Here is a 20,028-nt window from a genome sequence, read left to right as displayed (position 1 = left end):
ACCTGTAATACCTTCATTGGAAGTGGTTGGCAGAGCTGTCAAACTATCTCCTGAACATATTGGACCTACTTGAGCAAATGTCGGGCTTACAATAGGGTTTACCGTTATAGTCATAGTCGCACTTAAAGCACACTGATTTGGATTGGGCGTAAAAGTATATATTGTTGTTTCTGTATTATTCAAAGCTGGCGACCACACACCTGTAATACCTTCATTGGAAGCGGTTGGCAGAGCCGCCAAGGCATCCCCTGAACATATCGGGGCTACTTGAGTAAATGTCGGACTTACTATAGGGTTTACCGTTATAGTCATAGTCGTACTTAAAGCACACTGATTTGGATTGGGCGTAAAAGTATATGTTGTTGTTGCTGTATTATTCAAAGCTGGCGACCAACTACCTGTAATACCTTCATTGGAAACGGTTGGCAGAGCTGTTAAGGTATCCCCTGAACATATTGGACCTACTTGAGCAAATGTTGGTGTAACATTGTTTGGTATTACCGTTATTGTAACGGTTGTAGGCGTCATAGAAGTACATTGACCTGGGTCAGGATTAAATGTATAATCTGAAGACCCTAAAACCGAGGTATCCACCACCGAAGGTGTCCACGTCCCTGTAATAGGCAATGAGTTATTTGAACTTGTTGGTAAAGGGGCTGTATCCCCCTGACAAACGGTAGATGGAATCCCGCTAAAAACCGGAGTAGCCAAAGGCAATACAGTTACATCCAAGGTTTGCGTTGTAGCACAGGGAAACAAAATAGGATCCGGGGTAAACACATAACTACCGCTTACGGTATTGCTCACGACTGCTGGCGACCAAGTTCCTGAAATTCCATTAGGTGAAGTAGGCTGTAAAATGGGAGCTGGTGACCCTGTACAAATTGGAGGGATCATTAGAAAATCGGGGCTCACGGTTGCTGTACCACATGGTATGGTACAAGTAAGAGTTTCAGAAGGAACACAAGGATATCTTGTATAAGACAAGGTTATAGTTGCACTTTGCCCTGGTTGCATTCCAAAAACTTGAAGATTTGAGGGTCCCGTTGTTCCCGTAACAGGAGCTCCTCCTTGAATAGTATAAGTATAAGTATAAAGATTAATAGGATTCAAGGGATTATTAGACCAATCAAAAAACACAGAACTATCCCTGTCTGCTGGCGCAATTTGGGATGGGTCACATCTCAAATTCAAAATTGCTCCCCCAGTATCAGCAACTACATTTACCACTATAGAGGCTCTTGGGCTTTCCTCGAGTCCATCGGTTTGGCTAACATAATAAGTAGTCGACCCTACGGTACTTGTTGAAGGTGTTGGAGCAATAGAAGATGGCGTTCCTCCAGTTGAGGCTGTGCCATACCAAATCAACGTATGCCCACTTAAGGCCGTTGCCGTTAAAGGCGACGCAGAACTGTTTTGGCACAAATAAATGGGCGAATTTACCACTGGTGCTGGCGGAGGAAGTATTTTAAAATCAGAAGAATAAACTAACTCTTCCTTTATACTCTTGGCTATCACACTCTCGTTACTATGTATGCTATTTTCCTTAGCTATGCTACTGCCATACAGATTAGTATGCAATACAAAAAGAACTATATAACTAAGACCAGTTAATGACATGGGGGGTTTTTTCATAATTCAAATTTTTATAAATGACTAAAAGTGATGAATTACTATTGCGTCAATTATTTAGTAAATATATAAATTTGTTCAGTCTTGAAAAAAGGCTATAGACCAAATACATCATTATAACCACAAAAAACATTTATAGGCAGGCTACAAACAATTTAGCATACAGCACTTACAATTGCTCGATGGTTTTATTTACCTAATATTTATCTATTTTAATAAAACATCAATCACTAAATATTTTGGAACCAGTTTGAAATAATAGAAACTCCAAAAACCTGAACCCATTCCCGTTATGAACTTTTGTCCATGACGCCAAAGAACAGTTAAATACTTTAAAAAAAAGCTCTATCACACCTGGGAATACTACCCCAACCAACCTTCTCTATCCAAACTTCTGTATTGAATGGCTTCACTAATGTGTGAACCATTAACTTCTTCTACTCCTTCTAAGTCCGCTATCGTTCTGGACACTTTTAAAATCCGGTCATAAGCTCTGGCGGACAAATTCAATCGTTCCATGGCTGTTTTAAGCAACTGTTTAGACCCTTCATCCAAAACACAATGCTTCCTGATTTGCTTCGTATTCATTTGTGCATTGTAATGCACAGTATCACTTTCTTTAAAACGTTCGGTTTGAATTTCCCTAGCTTTGGTAACTCGCTTTCTGATTTCAACTGAGGATTCACTTTTTCGGTCTTCCGATAATTTTTCAAAAGGCACCGGCGTGACTTCAATGTGAATATCGATTCTATCCAATAATGGCCCTGAAATTTTACTTAAATAGCGTTGCATTTCAGCAGGACTAGAGGTTACTGGGGCATTGGGGTCGTTAAAATAACCACCCGGACTCGGGTTCATACTCGCCACCAACATAAATGACGACGGATAGGTTACCGTAAATTTCGCTCTCGAAATGGTAACTTCTCTATCCTCCAAAGGTTGTCGCAACACTTCCAAAACATCGCGTTTAAATTCGGGCAATTCGTCTAAAAACAAGACGCCATTGTGCGATAAGGAAATCTCACCCGGCTGCGGAAAACTACCTCCGCCAACAAGCGCCACATTTGAAATGGTATGGTGTGGACTCCTAAACGGTCGTTGTGCCATCAAGCCAGTATCTTTTACACGCCCGACAACCGAATGTATTTTTGTGGTTTCCAGAGCCTCATGAAGTGTCATAGGTGGCAAAATACTTGGCAATCGTTTGGCTAACATGGTTTTTCCTGCTCCCGGTGGGCCGATTAAAATAATATTATGCCCTCCAGCAGCCGCAATTTCCATACAACGCTTAATACCCTCCTGCCCTTTTACATCGCTAAAATCAAACTCAGGGAAATCCAAACTTTTATTAAACTCTTCACGGGTGTTGATTATGGTTTGTTCTAAGGCTTCTCCATTATCAAAATAATTGATGACTTCCTTGATATTTTCAATGCCGTAAACTTCTAAATTATCAACTATGGCAGCTTCTTTGGCATTCACCTTGGGTAGAATGAAACCTTTAAAACCTTCTTCCCTAGCCTTTACCGCAATAGGCAATGCACCTTTTATGGGCTGTAAACTACCATCAAGGGACAATTCACCCATAATTAAATATTTCTCAAGGTTTTCGGCTTCTATCTGTTTGGACGCAGCCAATATTCCAATGGCCAAAGTGAGGTCGTAAGCACTTCCCTCCTTTCGTAAATCGGCAGGTGCCATGTTGATGGTAATCTTTTTACCGGGGATTTTATAGCCATTATTTTGCAGAGCAGCAGCAATACGATAATTACTTTCTTTTATTGCGTTATCTGGCAGTCCAACTAAATGGTAGCCAATACCTGCATCTACATTTACCTCAACCGTAATGGTTGTAGCTTCAACGCCAAAAACGGCGCTTCCAAAAATTTTTTTAAGCATATAATTTGTTTACTGCCTAAATGTAGGAAATGTATTTGAAATACTGCAAAGTCAAACTAAGAAGATTGCCATAATTTCTTTCTTAATAAAGAAAAAAAACTTCGTGTTAAATATTCAAATTTGTTCTACAATGATGCACAAATCAATTATATTTGTATGCATAATACAAAAAAACGCCAATAGTACGAACATTGACGTTTAAATAGGAGATTAGACTTTGGACACCTAATCGGAAACACTTTGAACATTCTTTTAGTAGCTTTGGACACCACTAAAGTTATTGAATATTGTAAGAGCAACTTTTTCCAGTAAAAAAATTACAAGCACTCAATAATGGGTGCTTTTTTATTTGTAGATACCTACACTTCAAAGATAAAACTAAAAGATTATAGTTCGAAACAAACTTATTAACATTCAGGCACCGTATTTGAAGTTAAAACCTCCAAAATAACTAATGCAAGAATTTGTTTTTCAATCACTTATGTTATTATATAATATTTTGATTTACAATAAAAACATTGAATGTTTAAAACTGAATATTAACTTATTGTTTTACACACGAAACAGAATTATTACTTTTAAGCCTCTTTTAAAATCACCAAAAAAGAATCCCGCCAAAGGCGGGACTCCGATTAAATTGGAAAATCAAACTAATAACATTAAAATGAAAATTATTTTTCCAATCCTTTATATATAAATGAATTTTTTAGTTGGATCCGTTTAAGAATTTTGGTTTAATCACTAACATGGCCCAGCCCCAGTTTTGCGAATCTGCAGCGGCACTTTCAGCAACTCCTTTTAGCTCATACATACCATCGCTTGGGAACATATGCGAATAACCCAACACTAAAGCATAACCTTTAAATGCCTTTTTGAACACCAAATCAAGTTCTGTCCCTAAAGATTTTTCACCACTTGGCAATTCTTGGTCGCCACTAAAGTTTAAGGCCTTAACCAAAAGGCTAGATTTTTCTCCTAATTTAAAGTTGGCACTTACGTGAACATCCACCAACCCAATACTATTTGCATGATTTCCTACGTAGAAATAATCCATGAAACCATTGAATTTATGGTTTGTTCCGTATAAAGGGAAGAATGCACCGGTATTGGCAGGGTCGGTTTCGTCATTACCGCTTATAATTTCAACCCCGGCACCCAAGGCTACTTTTGACGATGCCCTAAAACCTAAATCTAAACTAGCTAAGTATGCGCCTTTTACGTCTTTGTAAGATGTTCCATAAATCGCTTCACCTGTTTGCAAATAAGCATTACCCGTTAAGGAAAAATCACCTTTCGAATACTTTAAATGCGCACCGATAGTTTGCAAATTAGCTACATCGCCCAAGCCAGAACCCGTATTTTGGAATCCATTATTCATAAGTAATAGACTTCCTGAAAAACTTTCCCAAGCTTGGCTTAAATGCGCCATTTGCATGGTCTTATAGGAAAAGAATCCAGAAGTGTTGTACGCATTTCCCGCCGATATAAATCCTGTAGGGTGTGAGTAGTCTTGATTAAAGGCAAAAGCCACGTCTAGCGCAAATTTATCCTTTTTGTACTTTAACAGAGCAGCATCATGGTTACGCCCTTGTTGCGCCCAGTCTAAACCCCCAAGGATTCTTTGATCATCATACGACAGTACCTGACGTCCTAATTTAGTGGACCAACCCGACCCTAAATTAAGTTCTGCCCAAGCCTGAAATACTGCAAATGAATTGTTTAGGTCGTAAGGCAAAATCTGTCTGTTTTCACCCCAAACCATAATATCCTGAAAGCTTAAAAAGACTTTATAAGACTCTGTGCTGTAACCAGCATTTAGTCGGGCACGTGTTGAAATACCAAATCCTGGTTCGGCGGCTTCTGGAATGAGGCTGCCAAATCCATTTCGGTATTCTGTGCGTGGCCTAAATTCGCCATCTAAAGTAAATTGTGCTTGTGCAAATTGTAAACACCCTAGCAACAGACCTATTATTACAAATTGTTTTTTCATCGTTTTCTTGTTTTAAAGTTGAATTGTTTTTGAGTTTCTATTAATTAATTTTTAGAAAGTTAGGAGTTTCAAGTATGAATATTTTCATTGTAAACGTCATGACTACATACTTAAAGCCTAACTTGCTTAAAGACCTTTTAATGTTCCAAAAAGTCTATTAAATGTTTTCTGTATTTATAATAATCGTCATGTTCTAATACAGCTTTTCTAGTTCTAGGTCTTTTAAAATCAATATCTATAACATCACCTATTTTAGCCCTTGGACCACTGGTCATCATCACCACACGGTCGGCCAAAAAGATGGCTTCATCAACATCGTGAGTAATCATAACCGCGGTTATTTTTTCTTTGTTCCAAATTTCAATAAGGATATCCTGAAGTTCACCCCTTGTTAAGGAATCCAACATTCCGAAGGGTTCATCCAGTAATAACACCTTAGGCTTAATGGCAAAGGCACGAGCGATTCCAACACGCTGTTGCATACCTTGCGATAGGTCTGACGCTTTTTTATGAAAGGCATCTTCCAGGCCTACTTTTTGAAGGTAATATTTAGCCACATCGGTACGCTGTACTTTTGAAGCATCTGGAAACACTTGATTTATACCAAGCATGACATTTTGAAGCGATGTCATCCAAGGCATTAAACTTGGCGACTGAAAAATAACACCTCTGTCTGGCCCTGGGCCTTTTATATGTTTTCCCAATACGGAAATGTTTCCTCCTGAAATTTCGTTAAGCCCAGCTATCATGGAAAGCATGGTGGTCTTGCCACAACCAGAGTGTCCAATTATGGTAACGAATTCCTCTTTTTTAATTTGAAGGTTTAAGTTTTCCAATACGGTATAATCACCTTTAGGTGTTGGATAAACCTTTTTAAGATTATGCAAATCCAACATCACTTCAGATTCCGGAAAAAGCCCATTATCAGTTAGATTGACTGCTCTATTTTTAGTTAAAATATTCATCTGTTCCGTTTTTTAAAATTGATTAACAAAATCCTTCGGAGCCAAATCTGGAAGCTCATAAACTTCTTGCGCTTCAGACTTTCGTTCGTTGCCAATATCCATTAAATATTCAATAATGGCATTTCTCGTTTTCTTGAAGTTGATGTTATCATTCATTTCTGTTTTATCTCGTGGACGGTCAATATCTATTTTGAACTCCGGACCTAAAGTAGCATTTGGCCCCGGACGTAACGGAATAATACGATCGGCCATGTAAATACCCTCATCCACGTCGTTGGTAATCAACAATGCCGTACGCTTATCTTTTCCCCAGATATTTAAAATTTCATCTTGAAGATTTCCACGGGTTAACGCATCCAATGCCCCTAATGGCTCGTCCATAATAATCATCTCTGGTTTCATAGACAACGCTCTGGCAACTGCCACACGCTGACGCATACCACCCGATAATTCTTTTGGGCGCTTGTTTATCGCTGGTGTAAGACCTACCATATCAACATAGTCGGCTACTATAGCGTTCAATTCTTTCTTACTTTTCTTTGGAAAGGCTTCTTTTATGGCCATGTATACGTTTTGCCCAACGGTTAACCAAGGGAGTAGTGAGTAATTCTGGAAAATCACCCCACGCTCATGGCTAGTGCCCGTTACAGGTTGCCCTTTAAACAAAACCTCTCCTTCAGTAGGGGCCAACAAACCATTTATCAAGTTTACCAAAGTGGTTTTTCCACTTCCGGTGAAACCAACTATGGCTACAAACTCGCCCTCTTCGATAGATAGGTTGATATTAGACAACACTTCGGTGTCATTATCATAAGATTTGTAAACGTTTTTTAACTCTAAGTATGCCATTTTAAATTGCTTTTAGATTAGTCAATCCGTTTTATATACCTTCATTTTTATTAAAAGACACCATATTTTGAACGGTTAGCATCAGTCTGTCCAATAGGAAACCAATACCGCCAATCACGAACATGGCTACAATAATTTTAGAATTGGAATCTATCGCACCATTCTGGAATTCTTCCCAAACAAAAGACCCTAAACCGGGACTTTGTGCCAAAAGCTCAATGGCTATCAAAACCATCCATGCTACAGACAGTGTAATACGTAAACCTGTAAATATTAATGGTAATGACGATGGCAAAATCACTTTGAATACTTTTTGAAATGGTCCCAATTTTAGCACTTTGGCTACATTGATATAATCCTTATCTACTGATGCCACACCCATGGCCGTATTAACCAAGGTTGCCCACATGGAACAAAGCCCCACACTGATGAACGATATGATAAATGCGCTATCAGAATTTGAATCTTTGGTCATTGTCTTAACTATCATAAACACCAACAACAACCAAACTACGGGGGATACGGGTTTAAAAATTTGAATCAACCAGTTTACCGAACTGCGCAATGTTTTACTCAGTCCAATAATAACACCAATGGGTACGGCAATAATCAAGGCTAAAAGAAACCCTGCAAATACTGTTTTTAAACTGGTGAATATTTGATCGACAAAAGAAGGCCTTCCTGTATAAGTAATGGCATCTTTTCCTTCTGCAATACGTTTGGCATTTAAAGCGGCGGTTTTTTCAACAAACGCCGCTTTATCTGCGCTAATAATTCTATGATCTCTTAAAAGTGATTGATACGACTCCCAAACTTGTGCAGGAGACGGTAACGTATTCGGCTGGCAGCTCACCTCACCATTAGCTATACATTGACGCATGGCTTCGGCGGCCTCAGGCCCTTGATCAGTTAGAGCTTTTTCAATTTTATAGTCTGCCTCGATATTATAAAGCGTCCTTGCTCCTAAATGCCACAGACCAATAAATAATAGAATGGAAGCAATTGGCACGAACACTTTTCGTAAGACATTTTTAAAATCTTCCTTTCCTAACTTCCCAGTAAATAAATCTTTTAATGTGGTTAAAAAACCCAATCCCATAAATTTGGTTACTTTTCCTAATGTTAAACTTTGCTTCATAACTCCTCTTGTTTACTAAATCTGTAATTTAATCTATTGATTATTGTACGGCTTTCTCTTTGTTTCCTATTTTAAAACTGTTGATGTATGAAATAGGGTCTTTGGCGTCGTAAGTGGTACCATCGATAAAATCTGAAGTTGGTGCTTTGTAGCCGTCTGTTGTTGGTATATCTTTTTGTGGAATATGACCTTCTTCAACTAAAAGCTTAGCCGCTTTTTTCCAAATATCTGGTCTGTAAATATCATTAATGGTTTCTGAATACCATTCTGCTGGTTTAGACTCAGGAATTTGTCCCCATCTTCTCATTTGTGTTAAGAACCAAATACCATCAGAGTAAAATGGATATGTAGCGTTGTACTTGTAAAATACATTGAAGTCTGGCATCTCACGCTTATCACCTTTTTCGAATTCAAATGTTCCGGTCATAGAGTTTGCCAAAACAGCTTCATCAGCACCAACATATTGAGACATCGATAGAATTTTTACAGCCTCAGGTCTGTTTTCTGGCTCGTCTAACCATTTACCGGCCCTAATCAAAGCTTTGGTAACAGCTACTGCTGTATTAGGGTTCTCCTCTACAAACTTTTTGGTCATAACGAATACTTTTTCAGGGTTGTTTTTCCAGATATCGTAGTTTGTTGTTACAGGCACTCCTATACCTTTAAATACAGCTTGCTGGTTCCATGGTTCACCTACACAGTAACCGTAAATAGTACCTGCCTCTAGTGTTGCTGGCATTTGTGGTGGAGGTGTTACCGATAATAAAACTTCGGCATCAATTTGTCCTTGAACATTTTCTGCTGTGTACATACCTGGGTGGATCCCAGCTGCAGCTAACCAATACCTGATTTCGTAGTTGTGTGTTGAAACCGGGAACACCATGCCCATTTTAAAGGCTTTACCACTGTTTTTATATTCTGTAATTACAGGTTTTAAAGCATCAGCTTTTATTGGGTGTACTGGCTTCCCTTCAGCATCCTTAGGTACATTAGGTTTCATTTTAGACCACACATCGTTTGAAACGGTAATCCCATTTCCATTTAAGTCCATTGAAAAAGGAGTTACCAATTCCGCCTGGCGACCAAAACCTGCTCCAGCTGCAATAGGCTGACCGGCTAACATGTGCGAACCATCCAATTGACCATCAATAACACGGTCAAGTACATTTTTCCAATTTGATTGCGCTTCAACTGAAACAAACAAGCCTTCATCTTCAAAGAAGCCTTTTTCCTTTGCAATAGCTAAAGGAGCCATATCGGTTAATTTGATAAACCCGAAAGTTAATTGTGGTTTTTCTATGTCTAATGTTTTAGTTTTTGAAGTTTCAGCCACAACTGTTTCAGCTATGTCTTTCTTTTTTTCCTTACCACCGCAAGCAAATAGCAAGATGGCTACGGGTAAAATCCAAGTCGTTCTTTTAAGTAGAGATTTCATAATTATTGTTTTTTGTTTTAATTAAGTAGTAATACTTATTTTTTGACAAAGATATACGTAGTTAATCTTCTGCTCTATGACATTGCCCATGTAAACACCTCTTTTTACAACACAACCAAAACTGCGAAAAAACATGTCTTCCGAATAATGCACTCATTAACAACAACTTAAAATGGATAAAGCATAGAAAAAACATACGTATTTTACGTATGTTTTTTTTATGAAATATTTTAAAATACGTAAAAACTTCATTTATAACCGAAGTTTACTACGTAGTTTTTTATTTTAAGAAAAATAAAAGCCATAAATAAACCCAACTTTAAGTAAGATTCAGTAATTGAAGAGAATTCTTTATCTTATTTATTCAGATTTTCCAACCACTCCTTTTGGGATAGAGCAATGTATTTTTTGTCAGTTCCATATGGATCCTTTCCTCCATCAAAATAATGCTGAATAGATTGCATAGGTATAGTATCTGATATTTTTACAGGAACATCATACTTATGATTACCATGAAAATCATGACATTGGATGCATGTAAACCATTCATCTTTTGCAATTAATTCTTTATGAGAAACATCTAGCGGGTCATTATCAATTTCTAAATCTTCATGACAATTCATACAATAATCAATAGAAGCTACAGAAACACGTTCTTCTTTATGTTCGGTATGGCACGTAATACAGGTTGTAGCATCAATATTACTTATAGCATCTTTAAACCTTGGCTCAGAAAACCGATAGGTTGGGTGCCTATCATTTGGCCTATCATGACATTGCAAACAATTATCTACAGTCACGTCTTGAGTTCCAAAATCAACCCCATCTTTTCTCACACCAAAAGCATGCGATATATTAGATTGCACTTGCTGCACCAAATTGCCTTTAGCGTCGGCATGACAAGCAAAACAAGATAAATCTTGATGCCCTGTGTTCATTGGACCAATTGAAACATATTGTTCTGTTGCATCTAATGTTAATACATAAAATATTGCAACACCCACAACTACGCCTAGGATTCCTCCTAAAAATTGCCTTTTTCGTAACGGACTAATCTTAAACATTTAAATAATAATTATATTTCCAACACCACCTTTTCGCTAATCGGATAACTAACACAAGTAAGTATCGCTCCATTCTCCACCTCACTTTCTGGAAGAAAATGACCATCTATCATTTTAACCTCACCTTCAACACATTTAGCCTTACATGTTGAACACATCCCCGACCTACACGAATAAGGGATTACTACATTTCCTGACATGGCCTCTTGCAAGATGGATTTGTCTCTACGCACTTTAAACTGATGCTTTTTTCCTTCAAAACTTAGGGTAACATCACTTACCAAGTTTTTCCCTGTCAATTTAACCGTAGCTGGATTAAACACTTCAACCATTATTTTATCTCGAGATATACCATTTTCCCTCAAAATATTCTTTATGCTGTCCATATAGCCAAAAGGACCACAAATCATATAATGATAATCTTCATAACTTAAATTGTGCTTTTTAAAAATAGCATCTATTAATCCTTTGGTGGCTAAGCCATAATGGTAGTTACCTTTATCTGCTTTAATAGATGAAATTATATGCTCTACTGAAAATCTATCAGGATAATTATTTTCCAACGATTTAATTTCATCATGAAAAATAATAGAGTCCATATTTTGATTCGCATAGATTAACAATATGTTTGAACCGAATTCTTCTGATAAGACAGCCTTTAAAATTGAAAATATTGGAGTAACCCCACTCCCTCCTGCAAACAAAACATATTGCCTACCTACCCTTTTGTTTGGCTCTACAATAAATGAACCGGCAGGATCATCTACAACAAGCCTATCTCCTTCTCTAATATGGTCATGGACATAGTTTGAAACCAGCCCTTTTTCAACGCGCTTTATCGTTATTTTTAAATTCCTATCAGTAAACGGGTTACTACTGAAAGAATACGCACGCTTATGCACCACACCATCAATTGGCACATGGATTGTTAAAAATTGACCAGGTTTGTATTTAATTTTCTTGAAGAAGTTTCCATTATTAAAACAGATACTTACCGCATCTTTTGTCTCTTCAATTACATTTTTCACTTTCAATTTCATATTCAGAACCTATTTATAATAAAACACAATTGCCACATGGAACACCAGCATTATTGATACAATTATTGACAGAGCAACATGCATAATCATCCAACCTTTAAATAAAGCGTCACTATTATTTTTTACGACATCTAGATTGAAGTACCCCAAAAATGTATTAGCAAAAAATACATATGATAACAGCAATAAGTACCCGTAGCCTAACGACATGCTATGAATATAGAACAACAAAGGACTAACGGCACCTAACCATTTATGAATAGTTTGCATAGACATGGCATGCTTTCGCAATTTTTTAACTACCCTGGTGAAAGTTAAAGCCCATTGAAATATTATAAACAATGCTAAACCCAATCCGGACCAACGCTTATACATTTCATCTTGCTGAAGTTCAAACAACCAGTTCCAGTGCAGGTTTAAAAAAAACTGTAAAAAGAATGCCGTAAGCAATACCAACCCTACCAATGTAGATTTATTACTGAATACCATAATTAAATACTTGGAGATGTGTGCTTTTAAGGATAAAAATTAAAGAGACTATATTATTTAACTGCCACAAGGTGTTTCATTGTTTCGTAAGATGACAGTTTCTTGACACTATCAAGAAAAACTTCTGCCGTTGGCAAATATTTACCTTCTGCAGGCCATTTATCTCCTATTTCAGGTTTTTCGCTCTCTTCAAACTTCGCCACTTCATCTAAATATTCTAGATAAATATCTACCGTTCCTTTAGCATAAGAACTCAAAACGTCCACCGTTTCTTTATAAGATAACGAATCTTTTGGGTATTGCCATGTAGTTGCACCCATCACATCTCCCAGTACCCAATCTGATTTAGTGGTTTGTGGATGTTTATTATGACAGGACACACACGCCCCTGCACTGGCAAGATCAGCAAACATAGCAGTATGCAACTCTTGCTCTTCGTCATAGAAGAATTGAGGCTTTTGGTCCTTTTTAATTTTACTAAATAAATCGGCCTGTTTTCCCTCAAACTTATTGGCAGCGTTTACTGGAAAATCAGACCCCAAATACAAGCCCAATGGCACCGGACTTTTTCTTATACTTGTTGCAACTCCTCTCAAAAACAATGCTGGCAGCGGGCCGGCCTCAACATCATCTTTCCTCCAATCTTCGTCAAACTTCATGCCTTGCGCTTTTCCCTTGCCCACAATGGCTTTTGTATATAGTGTTCGGGTTACATCATTTTCCTTGGCGACCATTTCCAGAACTTCTGCCACAGAAAATACATTTTCGGTAGCTGCCGTCCCTGATTTTTCCTCTGGAACACCCCCACAGGAATTTAAAACAATTGCACTTAATATTATTGATATGTTGAATAAATATTTCATCGTATTAGTTTTTAAATTATTAGTAAGACGCCTCTATCATTACACTAGACATTGTACCATAAACGCTAGTCCAAGCTCCTTTAACCTCTGGCGTAAAATCATCTCCCAAGCCAGCTTCTAACGTTCCTAGCAAGGCAGCACCAACAGTGTCATAATGAGAAGGCTCTACCTTGTAAGCAACATGCCGTTTTCCTAAATCTTGTAATACTGGTATTAAAGCATCCAAATTACTCAACCCAGCCACGGCTGCTGCTAGCATAGTCATAAGCTTATTACCCTGGGTTTTCATTGCTTCCTCTCCACTTGGAAATAATGGTTTTAATTTAGGGTCTAGTTCAAACAATTTCGAGTAAAATATTTCTGCAGCGGTAGGCGCAATAGGCTTAACTTTTTCGAATGAATCTTGCACTAAGGCAATAGTTTTCTGTTCCATGGTTATAATGTTTTAATTTGTGATTTTTAGATTTAAGTATTAATACTTAATCGGTGGTAAAATTAAAAGATGTCCTGTTAACTAAGTATGAAATAATACAGTATCAAACAATCTTTTAGACATACTAAGGACTGCCAAAACACAGGTTTTCACTATAAACGTTACTTTTTAATGGGTTTCAACACCATAAAACAAAAAAACCATACGTAAACTACGTATGGTTTAAAGAAAAATTAACTTAAAAATTTGAGTATATATATATACTACTTAGCTGTCTAAATAAAAGTTATGTTCGCTAATCTCACTTTTAAGAAGTTGAATATCGTTAATACCTATTTTCTTTCCTTTTGTTATAATAAGGTTTTCTTTTTTTAAGGCCGAGAACATACGGATAACCTGTTCCTCAGTTGTCCCAGCATATTCAGCATATTCGCGTCTACTTAATGAAACGTCTAAAAACCCTTTGTTATTACCAAACTTTCTATTGATATATAGTAAGGTGTCTATTACGCGCTCTCTAACCGTCATCTGGGAGATGGACTTTACTTTTGACTCACTCCTATTCAATTCATTGGCATAAAATAACATTAAGTCATATGCAAACCTTGGATTGTTTTGCAGCGAATTCTGTAATTGGACTTTTGAAAAATAACACAACACTGTATCTTCAAGAGCTACTGCTCCAATCGAATAATATTCTTCAGTTCCGAAGCCTCTATGCCCAATTATTTCACCTTCTTTTGCAAAACGTACAATTTGCTCCCTACCATTAATTCCTGTCCTAAAAACTTTTACTTTACCTTTTAAGACAAAGAATAAACCATTTACAGGGGCACCTTCAATAATAAACTGCTGCCCCTTTTTACAACGCAAATTGTTTTTCTCAACAGGGTGCTTATTGTTATCTAGAGAATTTAAGTTTCTTTTTATCAAACAGTCGTGATTTTCACAAACACCACAAGACACATCATAAGAAGTACGCTTTCGGGCAGTTGTAGAAACGGTATTTAAATAAGCGGTTTGCAAAAAATATCTAATTTATTTGCTCAAATATAAGTATTAATACGTATTCAAATACATAAAATACTTATTTTTATTACTTATTGAATTATTTTAATACGTATTATTAATATGAAAATTCATTTATGAGAATTTTACAATATCATCAAATTTCCAAATTTTCATTTATGGAAAGACATTCAAATAGCAGTAATTCGTTATATTTGCAAAGACATAACGAGTAACAAAATGATTTCGATTAGGGAAGCTGTCCAATATGTAAAAAAACATTCCAAACCTCTTTTAAGGGAAGTTACAAAACCTTTGGAAAAATCTGGTGGTTATGTTTTGTGTAAAGATGTTATTTCTCCTATTGATATGCCCCCATTCAGACAATCTGCCATGGATGGTTATGCCTTAAACTTACACACCAAATTAGAATACGACTTAATTGGAGAAATAAAAGCTGGCGATAACTACCATCCTATTTTAGAACCTGGTGAAACCGTTAGGATTTTTACTGGAGCTGCTGTACCCAAATCGGCCAACGCCGTAGTGATGCAGGAGAAAGTGGAATTAACCAATTCAAAAATAAGAATTGAGCACCACATTGACCAGGATATCAATATCCGTCCGCAAGGCGAGCAGGTTAAAAAAGGAAGCATTGCCTTAAAAAAAGGTACGAAACTTACCCCGGCAGCGATAGGCTACCTAGCTTCACTTGGCATTACAGAGGTTTCTGTTTACAAAAAGCCTTCTATTTCAATAGTCACAACAGGTAATGAACTCATTGAAGCCGGGCAACCACTACCATATGGCAAAATATATGAAAGCAATGCTACGATGCTTCAAAATGCGTTGTACCAATTAAAATTTTACGACATTACCTTTCATAAAATAGAAGACGATTACAAGAAGACTGTCGAAAAGCTTCAAACGGTAATAAATAAAAGTGACTTAGTAATTGCTACAGGTGGTATTTCCGTTGGTGATTATGATTTTGTTGGAAAAGCACTTAACGAATTGGGGGTCAAAGAGATTTTTTATAAAGTAAAACAAAAACCAGGAAAACCTTTATACTTCGGAAAAAAAGACAATACGTTAATTTTCGCGTTGCCCGGAAATCCAGCGGCTGCCCTGACCTGTTTTTATATCTATACTTATATGGCTTTACAACTTATGATGAACAGAGAGGCTATTGAATTGTCTGGGGCTAAAGCTACATCTGTTTCAAGTTTTCATAAAAAAGGTGACCGACCACAATTTCTAAAAGCTATTTTTAATAATGGAGAAGTAGAAATTTTAGAAGGACAAAGTTCTTCCATGTTACAAACCTTTGCACTTTCCAATGCGATAGTTTTCATGCCAGAAGACAAGACACAGATTAAGATTGGCGATATTTTGGATGTTATTTTATTACCTGTTTAAAGATTAAATCATGAACTATAAAATTAAAAGTAGAATATGGATTGAAGCCAACGGCCACGTACTTTTAGGAGAAGGGCGTGTACAACTTTTAAAGGCCATTGAAGAAACAGGGTCGCTATCAAAGGCTGCTAAATCACTCAATCTATCTTACAAAAAGGCATGGCAACTTTTAGATTCAGTTAATAAATCAGCGAAAGAACCAGTAACTATCAATAGTATTGGCGGAAAAGGTGGTGGAGGTGCAGAACTCACAGAATATGGTCAATCGCTTATAACGGCTTTTGATGACATCAACAAAAACTGTTGGGCGTTTTTAGATAAGCAACTAGAAAAAATTAAAGACATGTAATTATGCTACAAGTAGAAAACACCTATTTATTTTTACTTATACTTCCCATTGTGGCGTTTTTATATTCCAGTGTCGGGCACGGGGGCGCTAGTGGCTACTTGGCATTAATGGCTTTATTTTCGTTTGCTCCAGAAACCATGAAACCCACGGCTCTTCTGCTTAATTTGTTTGTAGCCGGCATTTCATTTTACTATTATTTTAGGAGTGGCTTTTTCAACAAAAAGCTGTTTTTTTATTTCGCCATAGCTTCCGTCCCATTTGCATTTATTGGGGGAACTCTTGAAATCGAGGCACCAGTTTACAAAAAAATATTAGCAGCCTTATTAGTGTTCGCCATTCTTAAAATGCTTAATGTTTTTGGCAAGGAAAGTCAAACCATAAAAGACATAAAACTTTGGCAAGGGCTTTTAGTTGGGAGCATCATCGGCTTCTTTTCTGGATTAATTGGTATTGGTGGCGGCATCATTCTAACTCCAATAATTTTGCTCTTGCATTGGGGCAAAATGAAGGAAGCTGCTGCTGTATCAGCATTATTTATTTGGGTGAATTCTGCTGCGGGATTAATAGGGCAACTTAGTAGCGGAGTAAGTTTAGAAAAAGAATCGTTCATCTTAGTGGCCATCGCCTTAATTGGCGGTGTTTTAGGCGGCTATTATGGAAGCAAAAAAATAAATAACCAAAACCTAAGGTATATTTTGGCGTGTGTTTTAATAATTGCATGCATCAAATTAGTTTTTACTTAAATGATTTACAAGAGCAACATAACTGGTATTATTTTAGCGGGCGGAAAAAGCTCTAGAATGGGCACGGACAAAGGTTTTCTAATTTACGATGGCGAACCCTTTGTTAAGCATAGTATAAATGCCTTAAAACCGTTAACTTCTGAAATCATTATTGTTTCAGACCACAAGGAATACGATGTTTTTGGATTGAAACGCATAACCGACCAAGTAGAAGACGCTGGACCAGTTTCAGGCATTTATTCTGGGTTGAAACAGTCGAAAACAGCATATAATTTGGTATTAAGTTGTGATATACCGCGGATTACTTCCGAAGTGCTAAAGAAATTGATTGATGCCACTGATGAAAAAACTGAAATTACCCAAATAGAAAGCAACGGCAAAACCATGCCTTTGGTTGCGCTTTATAAGAAAGCTTGTGCCAACAGGTTTTATGAACTTTTACAAACCAACGAAAGGCGATTGCAAGTGGCGGTTTCAAACTTTAAAGTTAGGACTATTCCGCTAAATATTAACGAACAACAAGCTGTAATGAATGTAAACACAAAAGAAGAACTAAAACAACTTGAAAATGAAAATAACCATTAAATATTTCGGACAAATTGCTGAGATTACCCGGCAAGACGAAGAGCACTTGGAGTTTTCAGGAACCTTAGTTTCTGATCTTTTAGAAACCCTTCATTCAAAATATGAATTATTACAAAACAAAGATTTTCAGGTGGCACAAAACCAAGAGTTAGTGAACACAAATACAGAATTAATAGGACCGGAAATTGCACTTTTGCCTCCGTTTTCTGGTGGATAATTTTTGTTTAAACGATTCAACAAATTAACAATTCAACAATGGTGAACAGATACAACAGACATATCATTTTATCAGAAATCGGTAAAGCTGGGCAAGACAAAATTTCCAATGCTAAAATTTTGGTTATTGGAGCTGGTGGGCTTGGATGTCCTATTTTACAGTATTTGGCTGCGGCTGGTGTGGGCACTTTGGGTATTATTGATTTTGATGTTGTAGAATTGTCGAATCTTCAGCGCCAAACTTTATTCGGAACATCATCCCTTGGAGAATATAAGGCTAGCGCTGCAAAAAAACGACTGGAAGACCTAAACCCAGAAATTTTAATTAACGCTTACACAGAAAAATTAACCTACCAAAATGCGATTGAACTATTTGAAAATTACGACATCATAGTTGATGGCTCCGATAATTTTGAGACCCGTTATTTGGTAAACGATGCCTCCATCATAACCAATAAACCTTTGGTATTTGGTGCGATTTTTAAATTTGAAGGACAGGTTTCCGTGTTCAATTATCAGAACGGACCAAGTTACCGGTGTTTGTTTCCAACTCCACCAAAAAAAGGTACTGTACCAAACTGTTCAGAAATTGGCGTTTTAGGTGTTCTGCCCGGAATTATTGGTAGTATGCAAGCTAATGAAGTATTAAAAATCATTTTAGGAATTGGCAATCCACTTTCTGGAAAGTTGCTTTGCTACAATGCATTAACAGTGCAATCTTCCATTTTGAAAATCAACAAATCAAAAGGTGAAATTCAAAAAGTACTAAATGTGAAAGCCAACTTTAATAAAAAGAAAATAATAAATGAAGATTGCGAATATAATTTCTCAAAAGTTTCCTTTGAAGCCATTCTTGAAAAAGAAAACATTCAGTTTATAGATATTAGAGAGCCACACGAGTTGCCTAAAATTGAACGTTTGGAAGTTACCTACATTCCGTTAAGTCAGTTAGAAAAGAATCTTGACCTGATGGATTCAAAAAAAGAAAAAGCCTTTTTTTGCCAATCGGGTATTAGAAGTAAAAAAGCCGTTTCAATGTTGAAAACTTTGAAAATCGAAAATTGTTTTAGCATAAAAGAAGGCGCTTCAGAAATAAAAAACTATTTAGAAAAATAACATAAAACCACAACTCATGTCCGCTAAAAAACCAAAAAACGTATTTAAGGCAGGAGCGATTTCTTCAGAGTTTATTGGAGAATCTATAGCCAAGCACCAAACCAAAACCAGCATTGGCGCCCATAACATTTTTTTGGGACAAGTACGCGCCGATAATATTAACGGAAAAACGGTTACAGCCATAGAATATACCGCTTACGAAGAAATGGCGAACCAAAAATTCTATGAGATTAGAGAAGCTGCTTTTGAAAAATTCGATATGACCTGTATGCATATTTACCACAGTTTGGGAACCGTGAAGGCGGGTGAAATTTGCCTGTTTGTATTTGTGTCTTCACCCAGACGAAAAGTGGTTTTCGAAGCCTTGGAATATATCGTTGAAGAAATAAAAGCCCATGTTCCTGTTTTTGGAAAGGAAGTTTTTGAGGACAACTCACATCAGTGGAAAGTTAATAATTGATTATTGACTAATTATTATTGATTATTATGAAAGAAACACTCAAGACAAGAACCAAAGTATTTGCACATTATTGCATAAAATTAACTAGCTATTTTCAAAATTCCTATTTAGCCAACCATATAAAAGGTCAGTTAATCAGGTGTTCTACATCAGTCGCTGCAAATTACAGAGCTACTTGTATTGCACAATCAAAGCCGAGTTTTATTGCTAAAATAAGTATTGTTATTGAAGAAGTGGATGAATCAAACTTTTGGCTAGAATTTGCTATGGATGAAAATTTAATTCAATAAGATAAAGTAAATATTCTTCTAAAAGAATCACGCGAATTAACTGCC

General features: G+C 36.8%; 21 protein-coding genes. 8 read left to right on the top strand and 13 right to left on the bottom strand.

Annotated features, from left to right (window positions below; translation table 11 throughout):
* The 13 genes from ACIEHO_RS05125 to ACIEHO_RS05065 all read right to left on the bottom strand — a co-directional run.
* A partial coding sequence (locus ACIEHO_RS05125) for an immunoglobulin domain-containing protein (RefSeq protein ID WP_456237549.1) occupies positions 1-1,635 on the bottom strand: 1,635 nt, incomplete at its 3' end.
* Positions 1,636-1,995: 360 nt separating this feature from the next.
* Entirely contained in the window at positions 1,996-3,531 is a 1,536-nt protein-coding gene (locus ACIEHO_RS05120; protein ID WP_406969331.1) for a YifB family Mg chelatase-like AAA ATPase, read from the bottom strand.
* Between the two features lie 706 nt (positions 3,532-4,237).
* Positions 4,238-5,521 (bottom strand): alginate export family protein, encoded by a 1,284-nt coding sequence (locus ACIEHO_RS05115; RefSeq protein ID WP_406969329.1) that lies wholly within the window; start codon positions 5,519-5,521, stop codon positions 4,238-4,240.
* 137 nt (positions 5,522-5,658) lie between these two features.
* Positions 5,659-6,486, bottom strand: a complete 828-nt coding sequence (locus ACIEHO_RS05110; protein WP_406969327.1) for an ABC transporter ATP-binding protein — start codon at positions 6,484-6,486, stop codon at positions 5,659-5,661.
* Between the two features lie 12 nt (positions 6,487-6,498).
* Positions 6,499-7,335 carry an ABC transporter ATP-binding protein gene (locus ACIEHO_RS05105; RefSeq protein ID WP_406969325.1) on the bottom strand — a complete coding sequence of 279 codons (837 nt, stop codon included), beginning with the start codon at positions 7,333-7,335 and terminating at the stop codon, positions 6,499-6,501.
* Between the two features lie 31 nt (positions 7,336-7,366).
* Positions 7,367-8,473: an ABC transporter permease gene (locus ACIEHO_RS05100; protein WP_406969324.1), complete on the bottom strand. Its 1,107-nt coding sequence runs from the start codon at positions 8,471-8,473 to the stop codon at positions 7,367-7,369.
* A 40-nt stretch (positions 8,474-8,513) separates the two neighbouring features.
* Positions 8,514-9,908, bottom strand: coding sequence for a CmpA/NrtA family ABC transporter substrate-binding protein (locus tag ACIEHO_RS05095; RefSeq protein ID WP_406969322.1), 1,395 nt, complete (start codon positions 9,906-9,908; stop codon positions 8,514-8,516).
* Between the two features lie 356 nt (positions 9,909-10,264).
* Entirely contained in the window at positions 10,265-10,972 is a 708-nt protein-coding gene (locus ACIEHO_RS05090) for a cytochrome c3 family protein (RefSeq protein ID WP_406969320.1), read from the bottom strand.
* An 11-nt stretch (positions 10,973-10,983) separates the two neighbouring features.
* Complete coding sequence (locus ACIEHO_RS05085) at positions 10,984-12,012, bottom strand: 2Fe-2S iron-sulfur cluster-binding protein (protein ID WP_406969318.1); 1,029 nt, start codon at positions 12,010-12,012, stop codon at positions 10,984-10,986.
* Positions 12,013-12,021: 9 nt separating this feature from the next.
* The gene (locus ACIEHO_RS05080; RefSeq protein ID WP_406969316.1) at positions 12,022-12,501 is read right to left on the bottom strand and encodes a hypothetical protein; all 480 of its coding nucleotides are present in this window, start codon (positions 12,499-12,501) and stop codon (positions 12,022-12,024) included.
* A 53-nt stretch (positions 12,502-12,554) separates the two neighbouring features.
* Positions 12,555-13,364 carry a c-type heme family protein gene (locus ACIEHO_RS05075; RefSeq protein ID WP_406969314.1) on the bottom strand — a complete coding sequence of 270 codons (810 nt, stop codon included), beginning with the start codon at positions 13,362-13,364 and terminating at the stop codon, positions 12,555-12,557.
* A gap of 19 nt (positions 13,365-13,383) precedes the next feature.
* Positions 13,384-13,797, bottom strand: a complete 414-nt coding sequence (locus ACIEHO_RS05070) for a globin family protein (RefSeq protein WP_406969312.1) — start codon at positions 13,795-13,797, stop codon at positions 13,384-13,386.
* A 267-nt stretch (positions 13,798-14,064) separates the two neighbouring features.
* Positions 14,065-14,823 (bottom strand): Crp/Fnr family transcriptional regulator, encoded by a 759-nt coding sequence (locus ACIEHO_RS05065; protein ID WP_406969310.1) that lies wholly within the window; start codon positions 14,821-14,823, stop codon positions 14,065-14,067.
* 222 nt (positions 14,824-15,045) lie between these two features.
* Between ACIEHO_RS05065 and ACIEHO_RS05060 the strand changes: the two genes are divergently transcribed.
* The 8 genes from ACIEHO_RS05060 to ACIEHO_RS05025 are packed head-to-tail and all read left to right on the top strand — an operon-like array spanning position 15,046 to position 19,983.
* On the top strand, positions 15,046-16,224 hold the full coding sequence (locus tag ACIEHO_RS05060) for a molybdopterin molybdotransferase MoeA (protein WP_406969308.1): 1,179 nt from the start codon (positions 15,046-15,048) through the stop codon (positions 16,222-16,224).
* Between the two features lie 10 nt (positions 16,225-16,234).
* Positions 16,235-16,573: a winged helix-turn-helix domain-containing protein gene (locus ACIEHO_RS05055; RefSeq protein WP_406969306.1), complete on the top strand. Its 339-nt coding sequence runs from the start codon at positions 16,235-16,237 to the stop codon at positions 16,571-16,573.
* Positions 16,574-16,575: 2 nt separating this feature from the next.
* A complete protein-coding gene (locus tag ACIEHO_RS05050; protein ID WP_406969304.1) occupies positions 16,576-17,316 on the top strand; it encodes a sulfite exporter TauE/SafE family protein in 741 nt (246 codons plus the stop codon).
* Positions 17,317-17,901, top strand: a complete 585-nt coding sequence (gene mobA / locus ACIEHO_RS05045) for a molybdenum cofactor guanylyltransferase (RefSeq protein ID WP_406969302.1) — start codon at positions 17,317-17,319, stop codon at positions 17,899-17,901.
* Positions 17,885-18,118, top strand: coding sequence for a MoaD/ThiS family protein (locus tag ACIEHO_RS05040; RefSeq protein ID WP_406969300.1), 234 nt, complete (start codon positions 17,885-17,887; stop codon positions 18,116-18,118). Before mobA ends, ACIEHO_RS05040 begins: the two co-directional genes overlap by 17 nt.
* 38 nt (positions 18,119-18,156) lie before the next feature.
* The gene (gene moeB / locus ACIEHO_RS05035; RefSeq protein WP_406969298.1) at positions 18,157-19,233 is read left to right on the top strand and encodes a molybdopterin-synthase adenylyltransferase MoeB; all 1,077 of its coding nucleotides are present in this window, start codon (positions 18,157-18,159) and stop codon (positions 19,231-19,233) included.
* Positions 19,234-19,249: 16 nt separating this feature from the next.
* A complete protein-coding gene (locus ACIEHO_RS05030) occupies positions 19,250-19,693 on the top strand; it encodes a molybdenum cofactor biosynthesis protein MoaE (protein ID WP_406969296.1) in 444 nt (147 codons plus the stop codon).
* A gap of 26 nt (positions 19,694-19,719) precedes the next feature.
* On the top strand, positions 19,720-19,983 hold the full coding sequence (locus ACIEHO_RS05025; protein WP_406969294.1) for a four helix bundle protein: 264 nt from the start codon (positions 19,720-19,722) through the stop codon (positions 19,981-19,983).
* Positions 19,984-20,028 lie beyond the last annotated feature (45 nt).

The organism is Flavisericum labens (assembly GCF_045446075.1).
GTDB lineage: Bacteria > Bacteroidota > Bacteroidia > Flavobacteriales > Flavobacteriaceae > Flavisericum > Flavisericum labens.
The sequence above is the reverse complement of the archived record's forward strand: the minus strand, read 5'-3'. Positions and strand labels throughout refer to the sequence as shown.

Coding starts and splice junctions, on each gene's coding strand:
- ACIEHO_RS05120 (WP_406969331.1), bottom strand. CDS start 3,531: ATGCTTAAAAAAATTTTTGGAAGCGCCGTTTTTGGCGTTGAAGCTACA.
- ACIEHO_RS05115 (WP_406969329.1), bottom strand. CDS start 5,521: ATGAAAAAACAATTTGTAATAATAGGTCTGTTGCTAGGGTGTTTACAA.
- ACIEHO_RS05110 (WP_406969327.1), bottom strand. CDS start 6,486: ATGAATATTTTAACTAAAAATAGAGCAGTCAATCTAACTGATAATGGG.
- ACIEHO_RS05105 (WP_406969325.1), bottom strand. CDS start 7,335: ATGGCATACTTAGAGTTAAAAAACGTTTACAAATCTTATGATAATGAC.
- ACIEHO_RS05100 (WP_406969324.1), bottom strand. CDS start 8,473: ATGAAGCAAAGTTTAACATTAGGAAAAGTAACCAAATTTATGGGATTG.
- ACIEHO_RS05095 (WP_406969322.1), bottom strand. CDS start 9,908: ATGAAATCTCTACTTAAAAGAACGACTTGGATTTTACCCGTAGCCATC.
- ACIEHO_RS05090 (WP_406969320.1), bottom strand. CDS start 10,972: ATGTTTAAGATTAGTCCGTTACGAAAAAGGCAATTTTTAGGAGGAATC.
- ACIEHO_RS05085 (WP_406969318.1), bottom strand. CDS start 12,012: ATGAAATTGAAAGTGAAAAATGTAATTGAAGAGACAAAAGATGCGGTA.
- ACIEHO_RS05080 (WP_406969316.1), bottom strand. CDS start 12,501: ATGGTATTCAGTAATAAATCTACATTGGTAGGGTTGGTATTGCTTACG.
- ACIEHO_RS05075 (WP_406969314.1), bottom strand. CDS start 13,364: ATGAAATATTTATTCAACATATCAATAATATTAAGTGCAATTGTTTTA.
- ACIEHO_RS05070 (WP_406969312.1), bottom strand. CDS start 13,797: ATGGAACAGAAAACTATTGCCTTAGTGCAAGATTCATTCGAAAAAGTT.
- ACIEHO_RS05060 (WP_406969308.1), top strand. CDS start 15,046: ATGATTTCGATTAGGGAAGCTGTCCAATATGTAAAAAAACATTCCAAA.
- ACIEHO_RS05055 (WP_406969306.1), top strand. CDS start 16,235: ATGAACTATAAAATTAAAAGTAGAATATGGATTGAAGCCAACGGCCAC.
- ACIEHO_RS05050 (WP_406969304.1), top strand. CDS start 16,576: ATGCTACAAGTAGAAAACACCTATTTATTTTTACTTATACTTCCCATT.
- mobA (WP_406969302.1), top strand. CDS start 17,317: ATGATTTACAAGAGCAACATAACTGGTATTATTTTAGCGGGCGGAAAA.
- ACIEHO_RS05040 (WP_406969300.1), top strand. CDS start 17,885: ATGAAAATAACCATTAAATATTTCGGACAAATTGCTGAGATTACCCGG.
- moeB (WP_406969298.1), top strand. CDS start 18,157: ATGGTGAACAGATACAACAGACATATCATTTTATCAGAAATCGGTAAA.
- ACIEHO_RS05030 (WP_406969296.1), top strand. CDS start 19,250: ATGTCCGCTAAAAAACCAAAAAACGTATTTAAGGCAGGAGCGATTTCT.
- ACIEHO_RS05025 (WP_406969294.1), top strand. CDS start 19,720: ATGAAAGAAACACTCAAGACAAGAACCAAAGTATTTGCACATTATTGC.